Origin of the sequence: Odoribacter splanchnicus DSM 20712 (assembly GCF_000190535.1) — a bacterium.
GTDB classification, from domain to species: domain Bacteria; phylum Bacteroidota; class Bacteroidia; order Bacteroidales; family Marinifilaceae; genus Odoribacter; species Odoribacter splanchnicus.
Genome location: NC_015160.1, coordinates 3,508,818 through 3,531,411, shown reverse-complemented (window position 1 = coordinate 3,531,411; position 22,594 = coordinate 3,508,818). Strand labels below are relative to the sequence as shown.

Here is a 22,594-nt window from a genome sequence, read left to right as displayed (position 1 = left end):
CTTATCAAGTTTTTACATCCCTATTTTCTTTTTTTTCCTTTCGGTTTATTTTCCTTTTTCCTGCCTTTCGTTTTCGATTTCCGGCCGATGTCTTCCCGGCTCTTTCCCAAAGGCCTGATCACCCCTTCTTCGTCTGCTCCCTTAACCAACTCATAGTCCAATTGGCGAGCCACCAGATTCGCTTTAGCCACTTTGATCGTTACCCGGTCTCCCAGTTGATAGATCTTATGGTGATGACGTCCGACAATGCAATAATTTTTCTCATCGAATTCATAAAAATCGTCATCCAATTCGGTCATCGACACCAATCCCTCACATTTCGAATCTTCCAGTTCGACATAAAATCCCCATTGTGTGACACCCGAAATCGTACCTTCGAAATCTTGTCCGATTTTATCCGCCATAAATTCCACCTGCTTGTACTTGATAGACGAACGTTCGGCATTAGCCGCCACCTGTTCCATATCGGACGAATGCTTACAATATTCTTCGTATTTTTCTTTATTGACCGAGCGTCCACTGTCCAGATAACGTTGCAGCAACCGATGCACCATCACATCCGGATAACGCCGGATCGGTGAGGTGAAATGGGTATAATAATCGAAAGCCAGACCATAATGTCCGATATTATCGGTCGAATAGGCAGCCTTAGCCATCGTCCGTACCGCCAGGGTTTCGATCATATTTTGTTCGGGTTTGTCTTTTACTTCGGCCATCAGGTTATTCATCGAAGAAGTAAGGGCTTTGCGGCTACCTGTTTTCAATCCATACCCGAATTTAGCCACAAAACGGTTGAATTCTTCCAACTTTTCAGGCAGCGGGTTTTCGTGAATACGGTATACGAAAGTAGGTGCTTTTTTTCCACTCTTGGGTTTACCGATCCGTTCGGCCACTTTCTTATTCGCAAGCAACATAAACTCTTCGATCAGCTTATTGGCTTCCTTCGAACGCTTGAAATACACACTCACCGGATGTCCCTTTTCATCCAGGTTGAATTTCACCTCTACCCGGTCGAAATCGATCGCTCCGGCTTTAAAGCGATCCTGACGTAATTTTTGAGCCAACCGGTTCAACAGCAGAATTTCCTCCCGGTAATCCCCTTCGGCACCTTCGATCCGCTCCTGAGCTTCTTCGTAAGTAAACCGGCGATTCGAACGGATCACCGTACGCCCGAACCATTGGTCCAAAACCTGTGCGTTAGCGTCCAATTTAAAAATAGCAGAAAAACACAACTTATCTTCATCGGGTCTTAACGAACAAACCCCGTTACTCAAGCGTTCCGGTAACATCGGAATGGTCCGGTCGACAAGATATACCGAGGTAGCCCTCGCATAAGCCTCTTTATCGAGCACCGTATTTTCTTTGACATAATAACTGACATCGGCGATATGCACACCGACTTCATACACGCCTTCCTTCAACGTACGGACAGAAAGGGCATCGTCGAAATCTTTCGCATCTTTCGGGTCGATAGTGAAAGTGGTCAATTCGCGGCAGTCGCGGCGCTTGCGGATCTCCTCTTCAGGGATATCCAAAGGGATCTTTTCAGCCGCTTTCAACACATTGGGCGGGAACTTCACCGGCAATTCATATTCGGCCATAATCGCATTCATTTCCGTATCGTTATCCCCGGGACGCCCCAACACCTCGATCACTTCTCCCACAGGATTCTTCTGACTTTCAGGCCAATCTTTGATTTTTACCACCACTTTATCCCCGTTTTCGGCTCCATTCAAATGTTCCGTCGGGATGAACACATCATAGGGCAACTGCTTACCGGTCGGTATCAGGAAAGCGTAATTCGCCGACCGTTGTACTACGCCGACAAAAGTACCTTTCTTCCGTTCCAGGATCTCGACCACCTCTCCTTCGGGGCGGCGGTCACGACTCCGGGCATATACCAATACCTTCACTTTATCTCCGTTCAGGGCGTGTTTGAGGTTAGGAAAAGCAACAAACACATCCTCTTTACTCTCGTTTGAAATGATATAGGCCGAACCTTTGGCTGTCAACTCGACTTCACCGGTAATATAAGCCCCTCTCTGCCGCATTTTATATCTTCCTGTCGAAATCTCTTCCAACTCTCCTTTTTCTCCTAATTCCCGCAACACTTCCGAGATCTGGCGTTTCATATCCATACTCTTCACCTGCAATCGCATCGCCAACTGCTTATAATTATAACTCTCACCCGGGTGATTACTCATCAGTGCCAAAAGGCGTTTACTCAACTCCGGCTTACTCATGGTCGGCTTGCTTTTCTTTTTATTTTTGCCCATACCTCTTATTTTAGTGCCCTAATTTAGTGTTTTTTTCGATTGATTATACAAAAATCCGGGCAATGAATTATAATTTTCCTCCCGGCCAAGGCCGTTATTTTGTTTTACCGGAGCTAACGAAACAAAAAAGCGGCCCCGGAAAGAGGCCGCTCGTCGTTTTTATAAATCCCTTATTTAATCAATCCCTTATCGAATTTTTCTTTCACTTTAACCAGCATATCGACCGTCATATTCTGAAGGTTGTATTCCGGCTTCCAGCCCCATTCTTCCCGGGCACAAGAATCGTCCATACTGTTAGGCCAGCTATCGGCAATAGCTTGTTTTACCGGATCGATCTGATAATCCATCTTAAAATCAGGTAAGTGTTTACGGATCTCGGCAGCAATTTGCCCGGGTTCGAAACTCATAGCGGCAATATTGAAGCTATTGCGGTGTTTTAAACGGGAAGGATCGGCTTCCATCAACTGTACCACTGCATTGAGCGCATCGGGCATATACATCATATCCATATAAGTACCGGCTTTCACATTACAGGTGAAAGCTCCTCTGCGGATAGCATCGTAATAAATTTCTACAGCATAATCGGTGGTGCCACCTCCCGGAAGCGTGACATAAGAAATCAATCCCGGGAAACGCACGCTACGGGTATCTACACCGAAACGGTTGAAATAGTAATCGCTCAGCAACTCGCCCGTAACCTTACATACTCCGTAAATCGTAGTATTGGAACGTTGCAACGTATCCTGAGGAGTTTTATCTTTCGGCGTATCTTTACCGAAAGCACCGATAGAACTCGGAGTAAACACAGCGCAATCGTTATCTTTCGCAATATTTAAAGAATTCGTCAGCGCCCCGATATTGATATTCCAGGCCAACACCGGATTTTTCTCTCCGGTAGCCGACAATAAAGCCACCAGATTAAAAATCGTGTCGATACCGTATTTTTTGACTATTGCCGTATATTTCTCTCCATCCAGCGCATTCAGCTCTTCGAACGGACCGGCTTCCGCCAAAACTTTACATTTTTCAGCACTGATATCAGCAGCTACAACATTATTATTTCCATAAATGGATCTCAGATGAGGGACAAGTTCAGAACCTATTTGCCCGCCAGCACCGACAATCAATATTTTTTTCATTGCAGATTGAGTTATAATAGTTTCAAACAATCGGGTAGAACACCACTTTATTCTCTGCAAATGTATATAATAAAATCACCCGTTAGACTAAAAATTGAAATATTTTTCAGTGTTTAAATGAAAAGTTTTAAGTTATTATCCTGTTCCGCTTCATAATAGTAATCGATCTGGAGATTAGGCATTTTAGAAGCCTGAACAGCCAACTGGTCACAACGTTCGTTTTCGGGGATATCGGCATGTCCTTTTACCCAGACGAACTTCACCTGATGTTGCCGGTATATAGCCAGAAAGCGTTTCCACAAATCCGGGTTTTTCTTATCTTTAAATCCTTTCTTCTCCCATCCGAACACCCAGCCTTTTTCAACAGCATCGACCACATACCGGGAATCCGAATAAACGACCACCTGCCACCCGGGTTGCTTCAGTGCTTCCAATCCCACGATGACAGCCAGCAATTCCATCCGATTGTTGGTCGTCTTCCGGAATCCGGCCATCAGTTCTTTGCGATACACTCCGGCTTTCAATACAACGCCGAACCCTCCCGGACCGGGATTTCCACTTGCAGCACCATCGGTATATATAATGATCGGATCAGCCATATATAGATTCAATTCGAATTAGGTGGACAAAAGTAGTAATTAAAACGCAATTTTCCGGCTTTCCGGGAAAACGCCTATAGACTTTCATTCCCGATTAGTTCCAGGCCTATAATTTTCAGTTCAGTTACCCAAAAACAGCATTAATCTTTAAAAAAATCCATTTTTTAGTTATAGCGGTTAAACCTGACTTCTGAAACCTTTGTAACCATTTAAACCGCTGAAACTATTTAAAAACAGATATAATTTTTTCTTTCTATTCCGCCATAAAACCCTTCATTTTCCGTTAACGCTATTTGGTAAAGGAAGGTTTAGAAGGGTTTTATAGTATCAAATATCGGATCACATCTATCAGTATATGGAAATCTAGATTATTTCATCGGAATAATTTCTTATAAGATATTGATTAATCGATTAAGTTAGTTGTTCTTTTTATCTGTTTATTGTATGCAAGACAATTCGGATAGTTCGTTTACATAAGAATAATAAAATGACAAGCTTCTTAAATAGATTAAAAATACGTATATTTGTCCCGATGAATAAGGTTACCGATATAGACCTTCAATGGTATGAAGCTGTCAGACAAGACAACTATCCGGCTTTTGAGAAATTATTCCAGAAGTATTACGATCCCTTGTGCCGGTATGCCCAGGGTTTATTGGCCGATGGTTCACTGGCCGAGGATGTGGTTCAGGATATGTTCATCCACTTTTGGGAAAACCGGATCAAATTGCAGGTGAAAGATTCACTCCGGGCCTACTTCTATACCTGCATCCGCCACCGGGCCCTCAAAAATCTGCAAAAACAGGCCATTGTCCGGAAACATAACCCGAAATTGACCGAATTTATCGAATACCTCCTCCATTCCGAATATTCGGTCGAAGAAGAGCAGGAAATCGAACGGATCAAAGCCATCATGCAGGAGTTACCGCCCCAATGTTTGAAAGTTTTCATGCTGAGTGCTATCGAAGAAAAAAAATACACCGAGATCGCCGACGAACTTTCGATCTCGGTCAATACCGTCAAAACCCATATCTCTAAAGCTTATCGGTTGATCCGGGGACAATTACATTCGGAAGAATCGCTCATTTTGTGGTATTGGCTGATGAGTCAGTCCACCTGCCTGAAAAGCGAAATGAACATCAGGTTATAAAATTTTTATAAAAATGCATCACCCTTTTTTCAGGAAGAGGTATCTTATTATAAAATTTATAAACTAAATTCAAGTATTGTGAAAACAGGTCTTATTATCGGTATATATTTTGCCTTGGTGTGCTGCCGGGAAAAAATACAACCGGCGGTAGTACAGGCTGACTTAAGCGAAGCGGTATATACCGATACGACCTGGTTTGCGGATTGCGAGATCATATTTCCCGAAACAACGGACCGCTCTCTGATTAGTATGATAAATAAAATAGTACTTACCCCGGAGCGAATCTTCCTGTTCGACATACAAGACAAGAAAATACTGCTATTCACCCGTCGAGGCAAATTTATTACCGATATCCGTCCCCATGGAAGGGGACCGGGCGAATGGCTCGGTATCACCGATTTTACCGTCGATGAAACCGACCGGGAAATAATTGTCACGGCCGATCGTCCATATAAATTTTTGTATTACGATTACAACGGTAACTTCCTTCGGGAAAAAACAAGCGAAGCTTTCTATACTGAAATAACCCGAACAACAGATAACATACTGGCTATCAATTCAAAAGTATTAGAACCCAAACATTACTTATCCCTGCTGAATGAAGAAGACCACCGGATTACGGTTGCGAAAAAAATTCCTTTAGCATTCACTTACCGGGGGGAATTCCGTTGCCGCGGGAGTTATTTATTAAAGAGCGAACACCTGTATTTCACTCAAAACGGAGATTACACCATTTACAGCTGGGACAACAACCGTATAAAACCTGTGGTTACCGTGGATTTCGGGAAATATAGCTACAATCCGACTCAACTGAATGAAGAGCCTCATGCACCTGCAACCCGAAACAAAGTGCTTTCGATCATAAATGTAAAAGAAATACGCAGTAATCTCTTTTTCAACACCAATAAAATAGGCCTGTTTGTTTATAACAAAACCCGGCATCAAATTGTACACGCCTACGGCATAACCAATACAAACCTTGGAATTGTCCTGCATAACAGCATCGCTACCGAAGATACACACAACGAAATTGTCGCTTTCTCTTACGACATGCCTATATTACAACGTAAACTCACCGGAATAGCATCCGATAATCCTGTTATAAAACAAATACAAAATGCCAAAGAAGATGATAATCCGCTATTATTCCTTTATAAAAGTATTTAGCATAAAATAAACGGACGATTAAATAGTCAAAAGTTTACAAAATTCACAAAGTTTACAAAGCACATAGATATCGACTGCATTTTGTCAAATAAAATCCGATAACCGGTAAATAAAAATATTTTCCCCAAGGGTTATATACACCTGATCACCACCATACATATATTATTTATATATTAGTTTATCTTTCTGAATTCATCTTATTTTTCAGTGGAAGTGAAACTTCCAATTATTGTCAATTGTCATCTGTCGATTGTCCATTTTATTTTGGTGAATACCCACCAAAATAATCGTCCGTTTTTATGGAGAGAAAACTATCTGATAAAGAACGGTTTATCATTCAAGTAGCCGTCAATCGATCGGCAGAGAACCACTTTGACCGGCAAAAAGGCTGGAAACGCGTAAAACGCTGTACCAATAACGGTTACATTATTCGAAGACGGCATTCCTGGTTGGCTATTTGTGTATCGGCGCTATGTCTCCTTTCGGGAAGCGGTTATTTATTTATCCGTCACTTCGCTGTTTATCCCCCGGCAATTTCCCCCTCACCGGAGATTTACAAAGCCGACGGCATACCTGTATTGACCTTAGAAAACGGAGAGCAAATCTTCTTAAATCCGAACCAATCCCCTCTTATCAGGCCACAGACAGCAGCCAATCTTCAACTCGACAGTATTGTCCAATCCATCCGATATTTACCGACTGAAACTCCCGGATACGATTCTACTTTATCCTATCATTCACTCGAGATCCCCAAAGGAGGCGAATACAGGTTACAACTGGCCGACGGAAGCCGGATATGGTTGAATTCGGAATCTAGTCTCCGGTATCCGGTAAAATTCGGCTTACACCGACGCGAAATATTTCTGTCCGGCGAGATCTATCTGGAAGTAGTACCCGATACCCAACGCCCTTTCATCGTACACACCGCCAACCGGACTATAAAAGTTTTAGGAACCCGGTTCAACGTTCGCAACTATCCGACAGACAGTCTTTGGAGTACGACTTTAGTCGAAGGGAAAATACAAATCGGCCATAACGACACCACCTATATCCTAAAACCCGGAGAACAGTATACAGCATCCCGCCAAGAGGGACGTCCACAGATTTCTTCTGTCAATCCCGCCTTATATACCTCCTGGATATCCGGTAAAATCATTTTTCACAACGAACGTTTGGAAGAAATCATCCGGCAATTACAACGCTGGTATGATTTCGAAGTATTCTATACCGATCCGCAACTGAAAGGTCTCCACTTCGGCGGAGCAATCAACAAATACAACTCCTTCCAGGTGGTGTTGAAATACCTGGAACGCACAGCCGACCTGCATTTCGACATACAAGGCAGAACAGTGATCGTCCGGGGGAAACCCCATTCCCGATACCACCTCAATTACTAACAACTTAATATCTAATGTATGAAAAAAAATCAAATGAAAGTAAAAAGAAATCTCCTGCTATGTAGCTGGTTGAGTTTCTTCTTACTGATCAGTGTGCTTCCTGGCAATGCCTCGGTCTTTGCCCAGCAGGAAAAACTCGCTCTCTCATCGACACAGCTGACAGTAAGGGAAATTTTCGATGCTATTTCCTCCCAACTGCGTTATGATGTATTCTACAATGGCGAACAACTCGACCTCAACCGGAAAGTAAAATTCGCACAACAAGTCCTGAATCTCGAACAGGTTTTAGACGCGGTTGCCAATAATCGGTTCAAATATACCCTGGAAGACCGAACCATCATCCTGACTCCGTTAACTACTCCCCAAACCGTAAATAGCGTTACCCTGACCGGTCAGGTAACCGACCAGAGCAACACTCCTCTTCCGGGAGTGACAGTCCTGGTAAAAGGCACCAAACTAGGAACATCAACCGATCCCGAAGGAAACTTCAAATTGTCTCTGCCCCAACAAGAAAACACCATTCTGATCTTCTCTTTTATCGGTATGGAAAGTCAGGAAGTCCCGGTCGGCGATCCTAAAAAACCGATCAAAGTCATTTTAAAAGAGACGGCAGAAAATTTGAAAGAGGTGGTCGTGACCGGAATTTTTACCCGCAAAAAAGAAAGCTTTACCGGTTCTGCTTCCACTTACACCGCATCCGAACTCAAAACGGCAGGTACTCAAAACATTTTGCAAAGTCTGAAAACCCTCGACCCTTCTTTTGCCATTCTGGACAACACCTTATACGGCTCCGATCCGAACCGCCTGCCGAATATGGAAATCCGTGGGAAATCGAGTATGCTGGGTATGCGTGACGAGCTCGAAGCCGATCCGAACCAACCGTTGTTCATCCTCGACGGCTTCGAATCCTCCTTATCTGTAATCAACGATATGGATATCAACCGCATCGCTTCGATCACCATCCTCAAAGACGCCGCCTCGACAGCGATCTACGGATCGAAAGCAGCCAACGGGGTAGTCGTTGTCGAAACCGTCAAACCACAAGCCGGAAAACTGATGGTCAGTTACAATGGAAATGCCAATATTTCGATGCCCGATCTCAGTAGCTACAACCTCATGAATGCAAAAGAAAAACTGGCTTTCGAAAAATTAGCCGGGAAATACACCCCTGCTTCCTGGTCGGCGACAAGTGAATTCGAACTACAGAAATTATACAATCAAAAATTAGCCGAAATCGAAAGCGGGATAGATACCTACTGGCTGACAGAACCTTTACGGGTGGGAGTCAATCAGAAACACTCCCTCTATATCGAAGGAGGAGAAGGCAGTTTCCTGTTCGGTATCGGAGCCGGCTATAACGGTATCAGCGGAGTCATGGAGAAATCCAACCGGGAAGTTATCAGCGGAAATATCGACCTGATCTACCGTATCAAAAAATTCCAGTTCTCGAACAAATTTTCGATGACCAACACCAAAATCAAAAATCCGATCGTTGATTTCAGCGAATATGCTGCCGCCAATCCCTACTACAAAAAAAGAGACGAAGAGGGAAATATCGGTAAATGGCTCGAAAACAACGATTATACCAAAGCGGCCAATCCGTTGTGGAATGCCTCTCAAAACAGTCGTGACGAAGGCAAGCAACTCGCTTTATCCAACTATTTCGTGGCCGAATACACTCCCCTCGAAGCACTGAAAGTACGGGCCCGCTTCGGCATCAGCTACGGCAACGACGATACAGAAAAATTCATCTCCCGCAACGACACCCGCTTCGATACTTATGAGATCCTCAAAAAAGGGACTTTCAATACCACCAATACCCGAAGTAACCAATACGAAGGCGAGCTATCGGTAACTTTTGCCAAACTGATCGGCCGTCATCGTCTCAATGCCGTCCTCGGTGGTAACCTCAACAGTAACAAAACGCTGACACAAGGCTATAGTGCTCAAGGATTCCCGGAAGGTGATTTCGTATACCCCTCTTTCTCGAACGGTTATCCGGAAGGAGGAAGCCCTACCTATTACGAAAATACTTCACGGTCGATGAACGGCTATTTCAACCTGGGGTATTCTTTCGATGATCGTTATCTGATGGATTTCAGTCTGCGCGAAAACGGCTCTTCCGTATTCGGAGCCTCCAAACGCTATATCGGTACCTGGTCTGTCGGCTTAGGCTGGAACCTGCACAAAGAGAGATTCATTGCAGATCACCTCACCTGGATCGATTTCCTAAAACTGAGGGCCTCGATCGGTAACCCCGGCAACCAAAACTTCAGTTCGTCGAAAACACTGACGACATTCAATTTTCAATTGGCCTCTATGAATTATTTCGGTATGGGAGCCGTACTGAATCAGCTCGGTAACCCCGACCTCGACTGGCAGATCACCCTGGACAAAAATATCGGTATCGATATGATATTGATCGATAAACGCCTGAATATCACAGCAGATTATTACCACAAAGTAACCGACCCCCTATTGATAAACATCAGCATGCCCCTGTCTTCAGGGACAAGCAGTTACCTGACCAATATGGGAAAACAGATTTCCCAAGGCTTGACGCTTTCCGCTTCCTATTACATCATACAGAAACTGGATCAACGTTTCTCCTGGCTCGTCCGGGGTAACCTGAGAACCCAGAAAACCAAACTCGATAAGATCGGAAATAAACTCGACGAGCTCAATAAATCCGGCCAGGGCCACAACACGGTCAGATATTACAACGGAGCAGACCCCGACGATATCTGGGCCGTGAAATCGGCAGGGATAGATCCTTCTACAGGTCGGGAATTATTCTACGACAAAGAGGGCAATTACACCTACGACTTTTCTTATGACAACGAAGTGATCTGTGGAAATACCCGGCCCAAAATCGAAGGAGTGATCGGGACTTCTCTCAACTACAAAGGGTTCTCTGTCAGTATGAATTTCAGATACCAGACAGGTGCCAGCGTATTCAACGAAGCCTTGTTCAACAAAGTCGAGAATATTTCCGTCAGCGGTTTGAATAAAAACCAGGATAAACGGGCTTTGTACGAAAGATGGCAAAATCCGGGCGACAAAGTACGCTTTAAAGACATCGCGAATGCAGCCAGTACGCCGATGTCTTCACGCTTCATTCAGAAAGAAAACGTCCTGAGTATGGAATCCGTTTATGTCGGTTACGAATTTTATGAAGGCTGGATCAAAAAAATAGGTCTGAGCAATCTAAAGATTCAAGCCTCCATGCGCGATGTTTTCAGAGCTTCCACGATCAAATCCGAACGGGGAACTCTCTATCCGTTCGCACGCAGCCTCGAATTAGGACTTTCTTTTAACTTTTAAATCCGAATACGATGAATTTCAAAACTCTAATATTACTAAGCCTCATTTTATTGGGAGGAATTTGTACGGGATGCGATCGCTTTCTGGATGTCCAGCCCAAAGATCAATATACTGAAAAACAACTTTTGGCGACCCCGGGGGGGTACTATACTGCCATGAACGGTTTATACAACAACCTAACTTCCAATTCGTTATATGGCAAAAATCTCTCATACGAATTGATCGATGTCATTTCAAAAAGATATGCTCCCCTGGCTAAAAGCACTTATCTGACCAGTCTGAATAGCTGGGGATATGCGGAGGAAAATGTCTCCAAGGCACTCGAGTCGACTTGGGCCACAGCCTACACGACCATCCTGAATTGCAATGTCATCCTGGAAAATCTGGCTACGCAGCAGGGCATACTGTCCCCGGCCGAAACCAATCTGATGAAGGGAGAATTACTGGCCCTCCGGGCTTTCCTTCATTTCGACATGTTACGCTTATTCGGCCCCATCTATAAAGAGGATCCTTCGGCCCCATCCATCCCTTACAACGAATCGGTAAAAATCATGAACCTTCCCCTATTATCAGCCGACTCGATCGTTCACAACAAGATCATGCGCGACCTGGACGAAGCCGAAAAACTATTGGCCAAAGACCCGGTCATCCCGGAAGGCCCTATGGCCTCCGCTTTGGAAGATGAAAACGAGGTATATCTGCGTTACCGCCAATTACGGATGAATTATTACGCTGTGTTGGCCTTAAAAGCCAGGGTATACCTCTATGCCGGCGAGAAAGACAAAGCTTTGCAAGCAGCCTATAAACTCCTGAAAGATAAGACGGTATCGGAATGGTTTCCCCCGGTAGATCCCAACAAACTACTGGCTAACAATGTCGATCCCGACCGGGTATTCTCTACCGAAGTCCTGATGGGGATATACATGAAGAAACGGGGCGATATCTATACCTACAGTTTCGATGCAGAAAATGCAGGAAACAATTTTTTACAACCCCGTAACTCATTCGTCGACGGCAATCTGTTTGCAGGAGAAACCCAGGATTACCGCTATCAATCCCAATGGGCTCAGGCGACGAGTATCGGAGTCACGGGTCATATATTCACCAAGTACAAAGCCATTCAGGACGGAGATGCTAAATTATTCTACAGCAGCTTCATGCCATTGATCCGCTTAAGTGAAATGTATTATATCGCAGCCGAATGCGAACCCAAGGTATCGGATGGCAACAGCTGGCTCAACCAAATCCGCACTCTGCGGGGCCTGCCCGAAATAACCATTACAGACGAAAATGAGCTGATGAGCAAACTACGTATCGAATATCTCCGTGAATTTTGGGGAGAAGGCCAGATTTTCTTTATGTACAAACGGCTGTTCGTCAACATCCTGAATACCGAAAATGGGCACAACACCTCTACTTATGGGGCCAGTGCCGCCCGTTACGTCCCCCCCCATGCCGGCCAAAGAAATCGAAAACCGTTAAAACAGCATATTATGAAAACGAAAAAAATACTCTATCTCTTTCTTCTGCCTCTGATATTTACAGCTTGTGAGACAAAAGATATTCCGGTCTACACCTCGGACGATGCCGCTCTCTATTTTCAACGGACTGCTTCCTATATATGGGGAAGCACCACTGTCACCTATTCCAACAGCACCGAATTCACTTTTGCCGGAGCAGCTGCCGAAAAAAACAGTGTCACCTATTCGGCCGAAGTACGTACGATGGGAAATGTCACCGACTACGACCGCCCTTTTAAAGTGGAAATCGATAAAGAAATGAGTACCGGAATCCAAGGCGTGCATTTCGATACGAACCTCGACACGTTAAAAATAAAAGCCGGCAAGAGTAATGCCTATGTGCGAATCACCTTTTACCGTACGCCCGATTTACTCGACAGTACCCTTACAGTCGTTCTGCACCTTATAGAAAACGAACACTTCAATGCCCGGATCGACGAATACAAAAAAACGAACCAATGGAACTCCAGCAGCGAAAACCTGGACGGTACCCGGTATACGTTCAAATTCAACGAACAATATTCCGAACCGACTTACTGGTCCTGGTTCGGTGAAGGTTTCCTCGGTCCCTGGACGCCTCAGAAATACATCGTTGTCAATTCGGTCATGGGCTGGACAGTGAACGATTGGTCGCAAGCCGGGCAGGCCGGAGCGAAAGTCTCTTACGGACGCCTCGGATTCGCCGCCAAAGCTGTTCGTAATTACCTTCAGGAACAAGCCGATAACGATACCCCCGTAAAAGATAAGGACGGTTCCTACATGCAACTGGCCGACGGTTATACGGTCGACTATTCCCGATATGAATAACAACCGAAACATAAAATAACATTGAAAATCAAAATTCTATGAAACGATACAAACTATTCGTCCTCCTGTTCATTCCCCTGATCAGCTCGTGCTTCGACGACAAAGGAAATTACGATTATCATGAAGTGGCAGAAATCACGATCGAAGGTCTGCCGGAATTATTGGAAGTCGTCGGGGGAGCCGAACACATTGTGGCCGCCCCCACAGTCAAATCTTCTCTGGAAGGAATCATTACAGAGGATAACCCGAACTTCACTTTCACCTATAAAATGGAACTGAAAAGCGGAGGTACGATCGTAAACGGGGCATATTGGGGAGTAACCCTGAATAAAAACGGCCGAAAGGATGTGGATACGCTGGCTACCTTTGCAGCCAATACTTACTTATGTATGTTTATCGTCACCGATATCAGAACCGGCAGGGAGACGGCAAAACTATTCGACATCAAAGTCACCTCCCCCACTTACGAAGGCTGGATGGTACTCTGTAACGAAGGAGCTCAAAATCGTGTCCGGCTGGATATGATCTCCGTACTTTCTAAAGAAAGAACACTCCCGGCCTACGACCTGCTCGCCTCCCTGGGACTTCCGGAGGTGACAAACGCCCGTATGCTCGGTTGGGCCCCCAGCCGTTTCGCCAATCCGGGAGATGTCATTTACCTGATTTCAGAAAAAGGTTCCTATCTATTGGACCAGGAAACATTCAAAACAGACGAATCCTGGAATATAAAAGCCGTTGATTTTATCATACCTCCTGCAGACGAAGAACCTGTTTATTACATCTCCCTGAATTCGGGTAGCTCGTATGGAGGTGAGGCGAACTTTTGTGTCACCGACAAAGGGAATGCTTATTGCCAGGCATTGGGTACAGCAGGTGCTGCTTTCGAATATCCGATCAATACTTCCGAACGTGGCCTGGCTCCTGAATTTAAAGTCGCCCCTTACGTAGGAGTCAGTATGGCACGCCCCGGCAATGGTAATACTGCCCTTTTTTACGACACCGATAACCGGCGTTTCGTCGGCTGGTCGACAGGAACTACCGACAACCCGAAACAAATCCTATCTCCCCTGCAAGACCCCGAAGAGGCCCTGTTCAGTTTTAAAACCGGGATGGAACTGATCTATATGGAAAGTACACGTTTTTCCAATGGTCTGGTGTATGCCATCCTTCAGGATCAAAACGGCCAACGCCACATTTATGGAATCAATATGGGAGGTAACGGATTCGTACAGGAATCGAAATATGAAAATTTACAAGCCCCCGGCTTCGATCAAGCCAGCCGGTTCGCTTTCCATTCCCAGTTTCCCTTTCTGTTTTATGCCGAAGGCAATAAGGTGCATATGTACAATCTGGCCACCAATACCACCTACGAATCGGTGATCACTCTGCCTTCGACATCCGAAGTCACCTTCCTGAAATTCAATCTTTACCAACAGCCCCTCCTGACTCTGCTCAACGATCAATCGGAGGAATTTATGGCCCGGCAGTTCGAACTGATGGTCGGTTCATACGATAAAAACAGCACGGACAATAACGGAGGTACACTGGGTTTCTATAAGATCGACGGAATAAACAATAAAGTCAGCAAACGGACAGAGTACAGTGGTTTTGCCCGGATTGCAGATGTAGTATACCGTGAACGCCGTTAAAACACAGGATATAAAAGGGACAGCTGCCTGACAAACCCATGCTGCGATTTGTTGTGATCAGCGTCCCTTTTTCAGAAGAGATTGGCGGAACTAAAACTCCCGCCGCCCTACCCTTCAAGATACCGGATACAAAAAAGCCTTCGAAAGATAACTTTCGAAGGCTTTTGAGGTCGGTAGCAGATTTGAACTGCTGTACACGGTTTTGCAGACCGCTGCCTAACCGCTCGGCCAACCGACCCTGTTGCGATTTTGCGATGCAAAGATAGGATGTTTTCGTCAACTTCCAAAATAATCTGCAAAATTATTTCTCCGTTTAATTAAATATAAAAATATCGTCCCTACAGCAGAGACGATATTCACAAAGTAAATATATAAAATGTTTATGGATTACCCCAATAGTTATTTCAACTCATAAAAGAATAGCCACGGATTTTCTCCGGCTTTTACTTTACCGAATAATGTTTTCATCTTATCAGTAAGTTGCACTCCTTTTGCCTCCAATTCGGCTTTTATTGCCAATAATTCTTCCGGGGCAAAGATGGCTATCAGTTTTTCACCTTGTTGTCCCCATAAATCGCTGGGATAAATCATGTCTCCCCGGGCAGGCAGGTCTTTGGGAATGTAAAAACCTTTCTGTTGATTTTTTTCATAGAAGATTTTGCCGTTATCGTAGGTAATGATAAACCAATTTTTGGTTTCAAATGCTTCTTTCTTTGCATCGAAACCTTTTTCTTTCAGTTTGGCTAACAGACTCCAATAATCCACTCTGCTGGGAATAAAATCAGCAGGAACAGAGCGGTGGGTTGTCGTGATGAATCGGGGAATAAATTTATTATCTGCATATGTATAAATCGTGTCACTCAGTGGTGCGATACAAGTAATGTTATTCTTATAAATCACAATAGGGTGAATTGAGAAATCAGCATATCCCATGTTGAAAGTGACAATATGTTGTCTCAAGGTATCAAACTTATTAAAGTTCTTGTCTGTCGTAAAATAACACATCCTGTTACCTGTACCGCATGCACAGTAGCCGATATATTTACCGTTACCGGCAGGGTATATTTGGCGTGTGTAAAATGCAGGCATTCCTGTTTTTCCCGTTGAAACATATTTGCCGGCGAGGTCATAAGTCACTTTTTTATGGGAACTGAATCCGTCATGTAACGTGATTTGTCTTTTTTCCAAATCGACCCAAGGCAATCCCAAGGCTCCATGTTCCTGCTCTCCTGAACCGTATTTGCCAACTCTGTGCATGAAATCACCTGTTAATTTGAATTGCATCATTCTCATTTCTCCGTCATGGTAGTCTTTTATAAACAGATAATCACCATAAATATAACATGTTTCGATAGAGCCGAGTCGGCTGTTATCGCTGTTTTCTAATGGTACATAATTCCAGGTGTCGATTAGTTTGTCCCAGTCTGCTGCCGTTGTCAGATCTGTAACATTCTTTTCATTTAAGATAATGGGGTTTTGCTGAGCTTTCATTTGTTCCCAAGAGCCTATGAAGGCTAGTAAAATAATAATCCACTTCATCTGATTCTGTTTTTTTGTATGAATAATGTTATTTGATGCGTTCCAGTAGTAGTTCATAATGTATGCGTCCCTCTTGTTCGGGATGCTCTTTTTGCAATATCTTTAATTGCCTTTTAAGGTATTGAAGTTCTTGGGCGACGGTAATAATGTAGTTGTATGAATTTTGGTTGGAAGTATTTCGCACGATGGAAGTCAAGGTATCTACATAGAAAGCTTGTATTTCCATTTGATATACAGATGGTTTATGCCCCGTATCGAATTGATTCCATATTTTGTCATGTAATCTATTCCAAAGTGTCGGATTTTGTTGTGTAAAGGCATCAATGGATTGTTGTTGGAATAGGCTTTTGAACACTTCTTTTCCGATGTTGCTTATGATTTTTGAGTAGCTTGTTCTGTTGCCTATGTGCAGTGAAGGAATATCAAGCCATTGATGTTCTTCCTGGAAAACATAATAATCGAGTAAAGCTAAAATTCTTTCAGCGTTTTCTGTCGAAATGATACCGGCTAATTTTTTTAGATGATTCGTCAGGCTTTGAATTCCTTGATTGTATAGTACGATATATTGCTGGTTTGTTCCATGCAGAGCAATTTCACTTTTCAAAAACGAAAACATTGTTTCGTAGTTTTTGAGCTTGCGGGTCAGTATCTTTTCTTTTTGTATTTTTTCTTCTGTGCTTGTAGGTCTGGTGGGAAGAATGATTTTTTCCAATAGTTTGCGTTCTTTTATTGCATCTTTATAAGCCGAGGTTTGTTGATAGCCCCAGGCGATTTGTTTGCAATCTTGTTGAGTGGGGAAATTACTGTTTTTCCCATTATTAAGTTCTTGTAGGGCGGAATCTTCCCAATAATTCTCAGGAGATGGAGCAGTTAAACCCAATGCCAGACCAAATTCACGCATAATGATTGTTTGTAATATTTCGCCTGCAACTTGTTCGTGTAGGATGTTTTTGCGTATGCGTTTATCCTCGCTTCCATATTCCCACCAATAATTGTTTAAATAGGGCAATAGCAGTCCATGTCCCAGGTTGAGGCGGGTATATAAGATTTCTCCTGTTTCCGGATGGGTGATTTGTTGCCGGGTAGTTGTTGCCGCTCCCAGGTCGTATGAAATCACAAAACGGTGAAGTGCAGGAATTTCGTCTTGGGCGTTTTCGTGTATTTTTATGGCATTTTTAATACCAGCCTGCTCAAATGCCTTATTCCAGGCAAGGACCCCTTTTTTGATATATGAAGCCCAGGTTGGAGGACAGAGAGGATCTATACAGCATATTAATGGCTTTCGGGGATGGATGCGCCAACGGCAAATGATGGAATCTTCTACAGCTCCATAAGGGCTGCGTCCATAATCTTTGAATGTCAGATAGGTGTATGGGAAATGATGGTTGGCATAGCGCAAACCGAGAGGTTCTGCATCCAATAGTCTGACAGCACAACCGATTTGCATTTCAACTGTCGGGTTAAGTTCGCTTTGTATACGGTATTCCTGTTTGAATGCGACATATATTCCCTCATCAAATGTGATAATGGTGTCTGCGACAGCTTGTCCCCTTGATGATGGGAATAAGTCTTTCATTTGAAGTTGATACCAGTTTTCTCCGTTCAGAATCGCTTTAGTGATATCAATTGCATAAAAGCCATCCTTATCTATATTGTTTATGACGGGATAATCTATACCTAAAGGTTGGCGGTTGGATGCTTCAAAGGCAGGTCTTAATTCGCTGTTCCCGGTTGTTATTCTTTCCTCGAATCTTTCTTTGTTGAAAAAGATTTTGTTTCCGTCTGCCGATTTTTGCAGACGGACAACCCCTATGCTTGATAACGGACGGTTCCTGAGTCCAAAACCTTCATTTGCTTGTGCTGTAATCAATAACTCCTTCCCTATTGCAGATTCGGGTATGTTCAATATTATTTTCCCGTCCTGTACAGTCGCGCTCAACTTCTGGGTCGATGTTTGTGCCGGGTGTTGTCGGGAATGTGATGTTATGGGGTTCAATGCATGTCCCCATGTGCAAATTCCCAGTAAAAGATATAATATCAATAGCCTTTTCTTCTTCATATTTAGTTTATTTTCCCATGCAGAATTTTATGTAGTCTGTTATTCGCTGGCCATGTTGAGGATTGAAGTGTTTTTGTCTTGCTTCATCGAGAATATTCTCCAATTCGCATCTCCAAAGCATTTTCATATATTGTGAATCTGAATTTTTCATCGCATCCAGAACGCTTTTGCAAAATACTTCCTGTAGAATCTCGCGTGACCTGTCTGTTTGATGTCTGTCAAAAATTGTTTGGTGTAACACCGTGATATACTCTTTGATAGAGATTGTATTATTGGGATATCGCTCTGAGCTGTTTTGAACATACTCGCATCGCTGTATCAGCGAACGGATAATTTCCTGGTAAAACGAGGATGTCCTTCGGTGGTTGCCAAATAACCACTCCGGCGATGAGAATGCGTATTTGTTTATGAACTCTATGGCGTCCAGTTGCTTTCGGATAGGTATAGGTTGTTGAGTCAGGGTGTTGATGCCTCCGATATATAATATGGCTTGTGTCAAAAAGTTGTTGTATTGTATTTCCATCCAGCTTTGTCTGTTTATCCATATTTGTCTGTTTGCCCATTCCCCTGAACGCCAAAGGGGTTCATTCGACTTCATGTATTTTAGATTTTCGATACCGAGTGCGTTGGCTGCCAACAAGTCGTTGCTTAAGTCTTCAGACTGGACTTCGGGGTCGATACCGGAATTGTTGGCAAATCTCAATTCTCGTTGTTCTTGTTGTTGAGTTACCCATTCTTTTAATAGACTGTCTGAATTTGCATGATGTCTGTAATAACGGTAGCCCCATTCAATAGCAAAACAGTCGTATATCCCGACATTGGGGGATAGAAGTTTGCTGTCCATTTTATCCTCCGGTTGGGCAATATAGTTGAAACGTGTATAATCCATGATAGAAGGTGTGGTACCGTACTTGGCTACAAAATCGGGGGTGCGTAATTGCTCTACGGTATAGGCACTGCTGCCGATGAAATTGTGGCACAAGCCTAATGAATGGCCTACTTCATGGGTAACAACAAACTTGGCAATCCTTGCCAATAATGTGTCCGGTATGATTTCTTCATGTATGCGAGGGTCGACTTGTGCGCATTGGCAATAATACCATTGTTGAATTAAATCCAGGAAACTGTGGAAAATCGATACCCGCCCGCTAAGGATTTCTCCGCTGCGCGGGTCTGTGATGATGCCTCCGCGGGCATTCATGCGCGGTGAAACATTGTATGATATGATTGAAATGCGGGGGTCGTCAATTGAAAACTCCGGATCACTTTTATGAGCAGGCATCATTTCTCCTTTGATAGCGTTTTTGAACCCTGCCTGCTCAAATGCTTTTTGCCAACTGTCTACAGCCTCGATGAAGGCTTGTCGCAGATATTCGGGAGTTTGCCTATCAACATAGAAAATAATGGGTTTAATTGGTACTACGAGTTCCCCGGCTTCGTAACGTTCAAAATCTTCAGGACGAGGTTCCAGACGCCATCTTTTTGCAACTTTGATTGTTGTTGTGTATATGTTGTTGTCACACTTTTGGTAGGTATTCGAAAAATATTCTACCCGAGGATCCCATTTGCGAAATGAAAGAGGTGTGCGGGGTAATAAAGTGAGAGCAGTTCCTATTTGCCACATTGTCAGCTCGCGTACGTTCATTGCGTTGGGAATCTCTGAAGGTATTCTGGAAGGCTCATAAGCTCTTTGCGATCGGATGAACAGGATGTCTTCCCGGTTACTGCCGATTTCCAGAATGGAGGAAAATTCAGGATGACAGATGCTGATGTTAAAATCTCTTCCATGACGTAATGCCAGGCCGGTAAAAAGAGTTTCCTGATTCAGCAGATTGCTGACATCGATTAATACAGCTTCGGGTTTCTCTTCCAAAATCGGAATGGAAAGGTATCGCCCGGAGTTGTTTTTTTGTCTGTAAAGTGAAGTTAATTCACTGTCTTTCGGGGTATTTGATATGCCATTAAAAACTTCAAGGCAATCGATTCTGTTTCCGGATTTAACAAATCGGATGACACCTTCTTCAACCATGTCATTCGCAAATCCATACAATCCGTCTGTCGGACGTTCTGCCTGAGCTGCAGCTTTCAGTGCTGTTTTTGTTACCAATATATCGGCACCAAACAGTTTGACCGGAATTTCCCAATAATATTTATCGGAATGTGTATAGGTAGTAAACATTCCCGAATGTATATCTACAGTATCTTGCGGGAATTTTTTTTCAAAGTAGTTTTTGAAATGCCCTTGGGCAAATGCCCCCGGTGTTGTCACCAGGAGCATAATTAAAAGTTTACTGCCACCACTTGCAAGCAAACGTATAGACAATGTCAACAATCTCGCCAAAACCGTCATATTCATATACTTTAGGGTTTTTCTCGTCGTCTTTTTCTACATCTCCGCTGGCGGCCAGATAAATCTCCGTGACAGACCATTTGCCTCCTTTTTCAACTGCCAGTCCCAATGTTTGGGTTTGTTGTAGCAAAGTTTCAGCTTCATCGTCTCCATCCATATCTACCATGCTGGCAAAATTTGCATGGCGGAATTTCATTACATGGATGCGTGCGCCTGCATCAGGATGTTCGTAAATCAGAATGGTCTTGGGTGTGCTACGATTTAAATCGACCCGATATACTTTGTTGCCCGATGCATAAAAGAAGATGTTTTTAAAGGCGCTTGAAACGGCAATATGTGCATCTTCTGCATTGCCATTCAGTTCGCAGGCCTTTTCTGCAAGACAGAAGCAGGTGTCTCTTTTGGTTGCAGACGAATTGCTGAAATCAAAAACATATACTTTCCCGTCTTGCTTGTTGTGGGTAAATGCTACAACATTCCCGTCATACCAATTATCCATGAACAAGAGTTCGTGGTTTTCATCTAGTTTCGGAGAAAATTTATTGGGTTTTCCTTCTCTTGCGTAATCCGGTACATTCTGGATAGTAATTTTTACATAATTATTATAGATGGTTTCTCCCATATTAGGTACTTTACGATACAGCTTTCCGGCTCCGAAGTAAACATCGGGATTACTATACAGGAATTGTTTGTTTTGGTCATCGAATGCCAATAGATGATAGCTGTTGTCGCTGTTAAATGCCACCGCATTGACAATATTCGCATTTTCAATGTCTTTGGCCAATTTACCTTTGAAATACACGTACGAACCATCTTCAGCCGAAAAATACAATTCGCCGTTGTTGGTGATGACCTCTCCGTACTGATATGTGTGTGCTGATTGGATGGCAGCTTCAGCCGGGACAGGATACAATGAATTGGAATAGTCGTATATTTTTTCCTGGAGGTGTTTGCTGTCGTAAATTGCCTCATCAGTGTTTGTCAATACTTGCAGCCTCCATTCTGAGGGATTCCTTGAACTTTTGTCTTTCCAAAAACAATAATTTAATGCTTTGGGGGTTCCTGTAAGCGACATCGGCTGTCCGTATTTGATTTGGAATACATCAGGCGTGATTAATGGCTCTTCACCAGGAACTTCAATGCTACCCAACACCGGCTTGTCTCCAATATTCTGCAATACAAACCAGTTGTTTTCAAATGGTCTCAGAATCTTGATTGTAAATTCCCGGTATGTTGTAATTCCCAATTCGTTGTCCGTTACTCCAAAACGGAAGAAGGTGTTTTTTGTATCGGCTTTTACATAATAAACCAGTGTATCGGATGTGCTGTAAATATCCCATATGGTTGAATAATCCCTTTCCGTCCGGATGCGCCATTCAAATGACAGATCATTACGGGTTCTGCCTTCGGGTAAGGTGATTTCAGGAGCAATCTTTACCAGGATGGAGTCATTGACATTTTCCGGTGCCTGTAATGCTTTCTGGGTATCCATTTTCAAGACAAGCTCGTTCAGCTCTGAATAATTCTGTTCGATATTGTCATCGACACAAGAGGCGAAAAGAAGGTTTCCTAATATGCCCAGTATGGTTTTGATTATTATGTGGTATCTTTTCATGGG

Annotated in this window: 13 protein-coding genes and 1 tRNA gene; 6 read left to right on the top strand and 8 right to left on the bottom strand. The window is 43.6% G+C overall.

Annotated elements, in window-relative coordinates; all coding sequences use genetic code 11:
• Nucleotides 1–20: 20 nt before the first annotated feature.
• From rnr to rnhA, 3 genes are all read right to left on the bottom strand, one after another.
• Entirely contained in the window at nt 21–2,276 is a 2,256-nt protein-coding gene (rnr, locus tag ODOSP_RS14905; RefSeq protein ID WP_013613126.1) for a ribonuclease R, read from the bottom strand.
• Nucleotides 2,277–2,446: 170 nt separating this feature from the next.
• A complete protein-coding gene (locus ODOSP_RS14900; RefSeq protein ID WP_013613125.1) occupies nt 2,447–3,415 on the bottom strand; it encodes an NAD-dependent epimerase/dehydratase family protein in 969 nt (322 codons plus the stop codon).
• 113 nt (nt 3,416–3,528) lie between these two features.
• Nucleotides 3,529–4,014, bottom strand: a complete 486-nt coding sequence (gene rnhA, locus ODOSP_RS14895; protein WP_013613124.1) for a ribonuclease HI — start codon at nt 4,012–4,014, stop codon at nt 3,529–3,531.
• Between the two features lie 532 nt (nt 4,015–4,546).
• On the opposite strand from rnhA, the gene ODOSP_RS14890 reads away from it, so the two are divergent.
• From ODOSP_RS14890 to ODOSP_RS14865, 6 genes are all read left to right on the top strand, one after another.
• The gene (locus ODOSP_RS14890; protein WP_049782934.1) at nt 4,547–5,164 is read left to right on the top strand and encodes an RNA polymerase sigma-70 factor; all 618 of its coding nucleotides are present in this window, start codon (nt 4,547–4,549) and stop codon (nt 5,162–5,164) included.
• A 78-nt stretch (nt 5,165–5,242) separates the two neighbouring features.
• Complete coding sequence (locus tag ODOSP_RS14885; RefSeq protein ID WP_013613122.1) at nt 5,243–6,331, top strand: 6-bladed beta-propeller; 1,089 nt, start codon at nt 5,243–5,245, stop codon at nt 6,329–6,331.
• Between the two features lie 299 nt (nt 6,332–6,630).
• Complete coding sequence (locus tag ODOSP_RS14880) at nt 6,631–7,728, top strand: FecR family protein (protein WP_013613121.1); 1,098 nt, start codon at nt 6,631–6,633, stop codon at nt 7,726–7,728.
• Between the two features lie 18 nt (nt 7,729–7,746).
• Nucleotides 7,747–11,052 (top strand): SusC/RagA family TonB-linked outer membrane protein, encoded by a 3,306-nt coding sequence (locus tag ODOSP_RS14875; RefSeq protein ID WP_148233368.1) that lies wholly within the window; start codon nt 7,747–7,749, stop codon nt 11,050–11,052.
• 11 nt (nt 11,053–11,063) lie between these two features.
• Nucleotides 11,064–13,379, top strand: coding sequence for a DUF4843 domain-containing protein (locus ODOSP_RS14870; RefSeq protein WP_013613119.1), 2,316 nt, complete (start codon nt 11,064–11,066; stop codon nt 13,377–13,379).
• 38 nt (nt 13,380–13,417) lie between these two features.
• Entirely contained in the window at nt 13,418–15,028 is a 1,611-nt protein-coding gene (locus tag ODOSP_RS14865) for a PKD-like family lipoprotein (protein ID WP_013613118.1), read from the top strand.
• Nucleotides 15,029–15,195: 167 nt separating this feature from the next.
• Here the strand turns inward: ODOSP_RS14865 and ODOSP_RS14860 are convergent.
• The 5 genes from ODOSP_RS14860 to ODOSP_RS14840 all read right to left on the bottom strand — a co-directional run bounded on the left by ODOSP_RS14860 (nt 15,196) and on the right by ODOSP_RS14840 (nt 22,591).
• Nucleotides 15,196–15,266 (bottom strand) — tRNA-Cys (locus ODOSP_RS14860).
• 161 nt (nt 15,267–15,427) lie between these two features.
• Nucleotides 15,428–16,567 carry a 6-bladed beta-propeller gene (locus ODOSP_RS14855; protein ID WP_013613117.1) on the bottom strand — a complete coding sequence of 380 codons (1,140 nt, stop codon included), beginning with the start codon at nt 16,565–16,567 and terminating at the stop codon, nt 15,428–15,430.
• A 28-nt stretch (nt 16,568–16,595) separates the two neighbouring features.
• Complete coding sequence (locus ODOSP_RS14850; protein ID WP_013613116.1) at nt 16,596–18,626, bottom strand: DUF5117 domain-containing protein; 2,031 nt, start codon at nt 18,624–18,626, stop codon at nt 16,596–16,598.
• A gap of 7 nt (nt 18,627–18,633) precedes the next feature.
• Nucleotides 18,634–20,982, bottom strand: coding sequence for a zinc-dependent metalloprotease (locus ODOSP_RS14845; RefSeq protein ID WP_083813749.1), 2,349 nt, complete (start codon nt 20,980–20,982; stop codon nt 18,634–18,636).
• On the bottom strand, nt 20,915–22,591 hold the full coding sequence (locus ODOSP_RS14840; RefSeq protein WP_013613114.1) for a PKD-like family lipoprotein: 1,677 nt from the start codon (nt 22,589–22,591) through the stop codon (nt 20,915–20,917). Before ODOSP_RS14840 ends, ODOSP_RS14845 begins: the two co-directional genes overlap by 68 nt.
• Nucleotides 22,592–22,594: the final 3 nt, after the last annotated feature.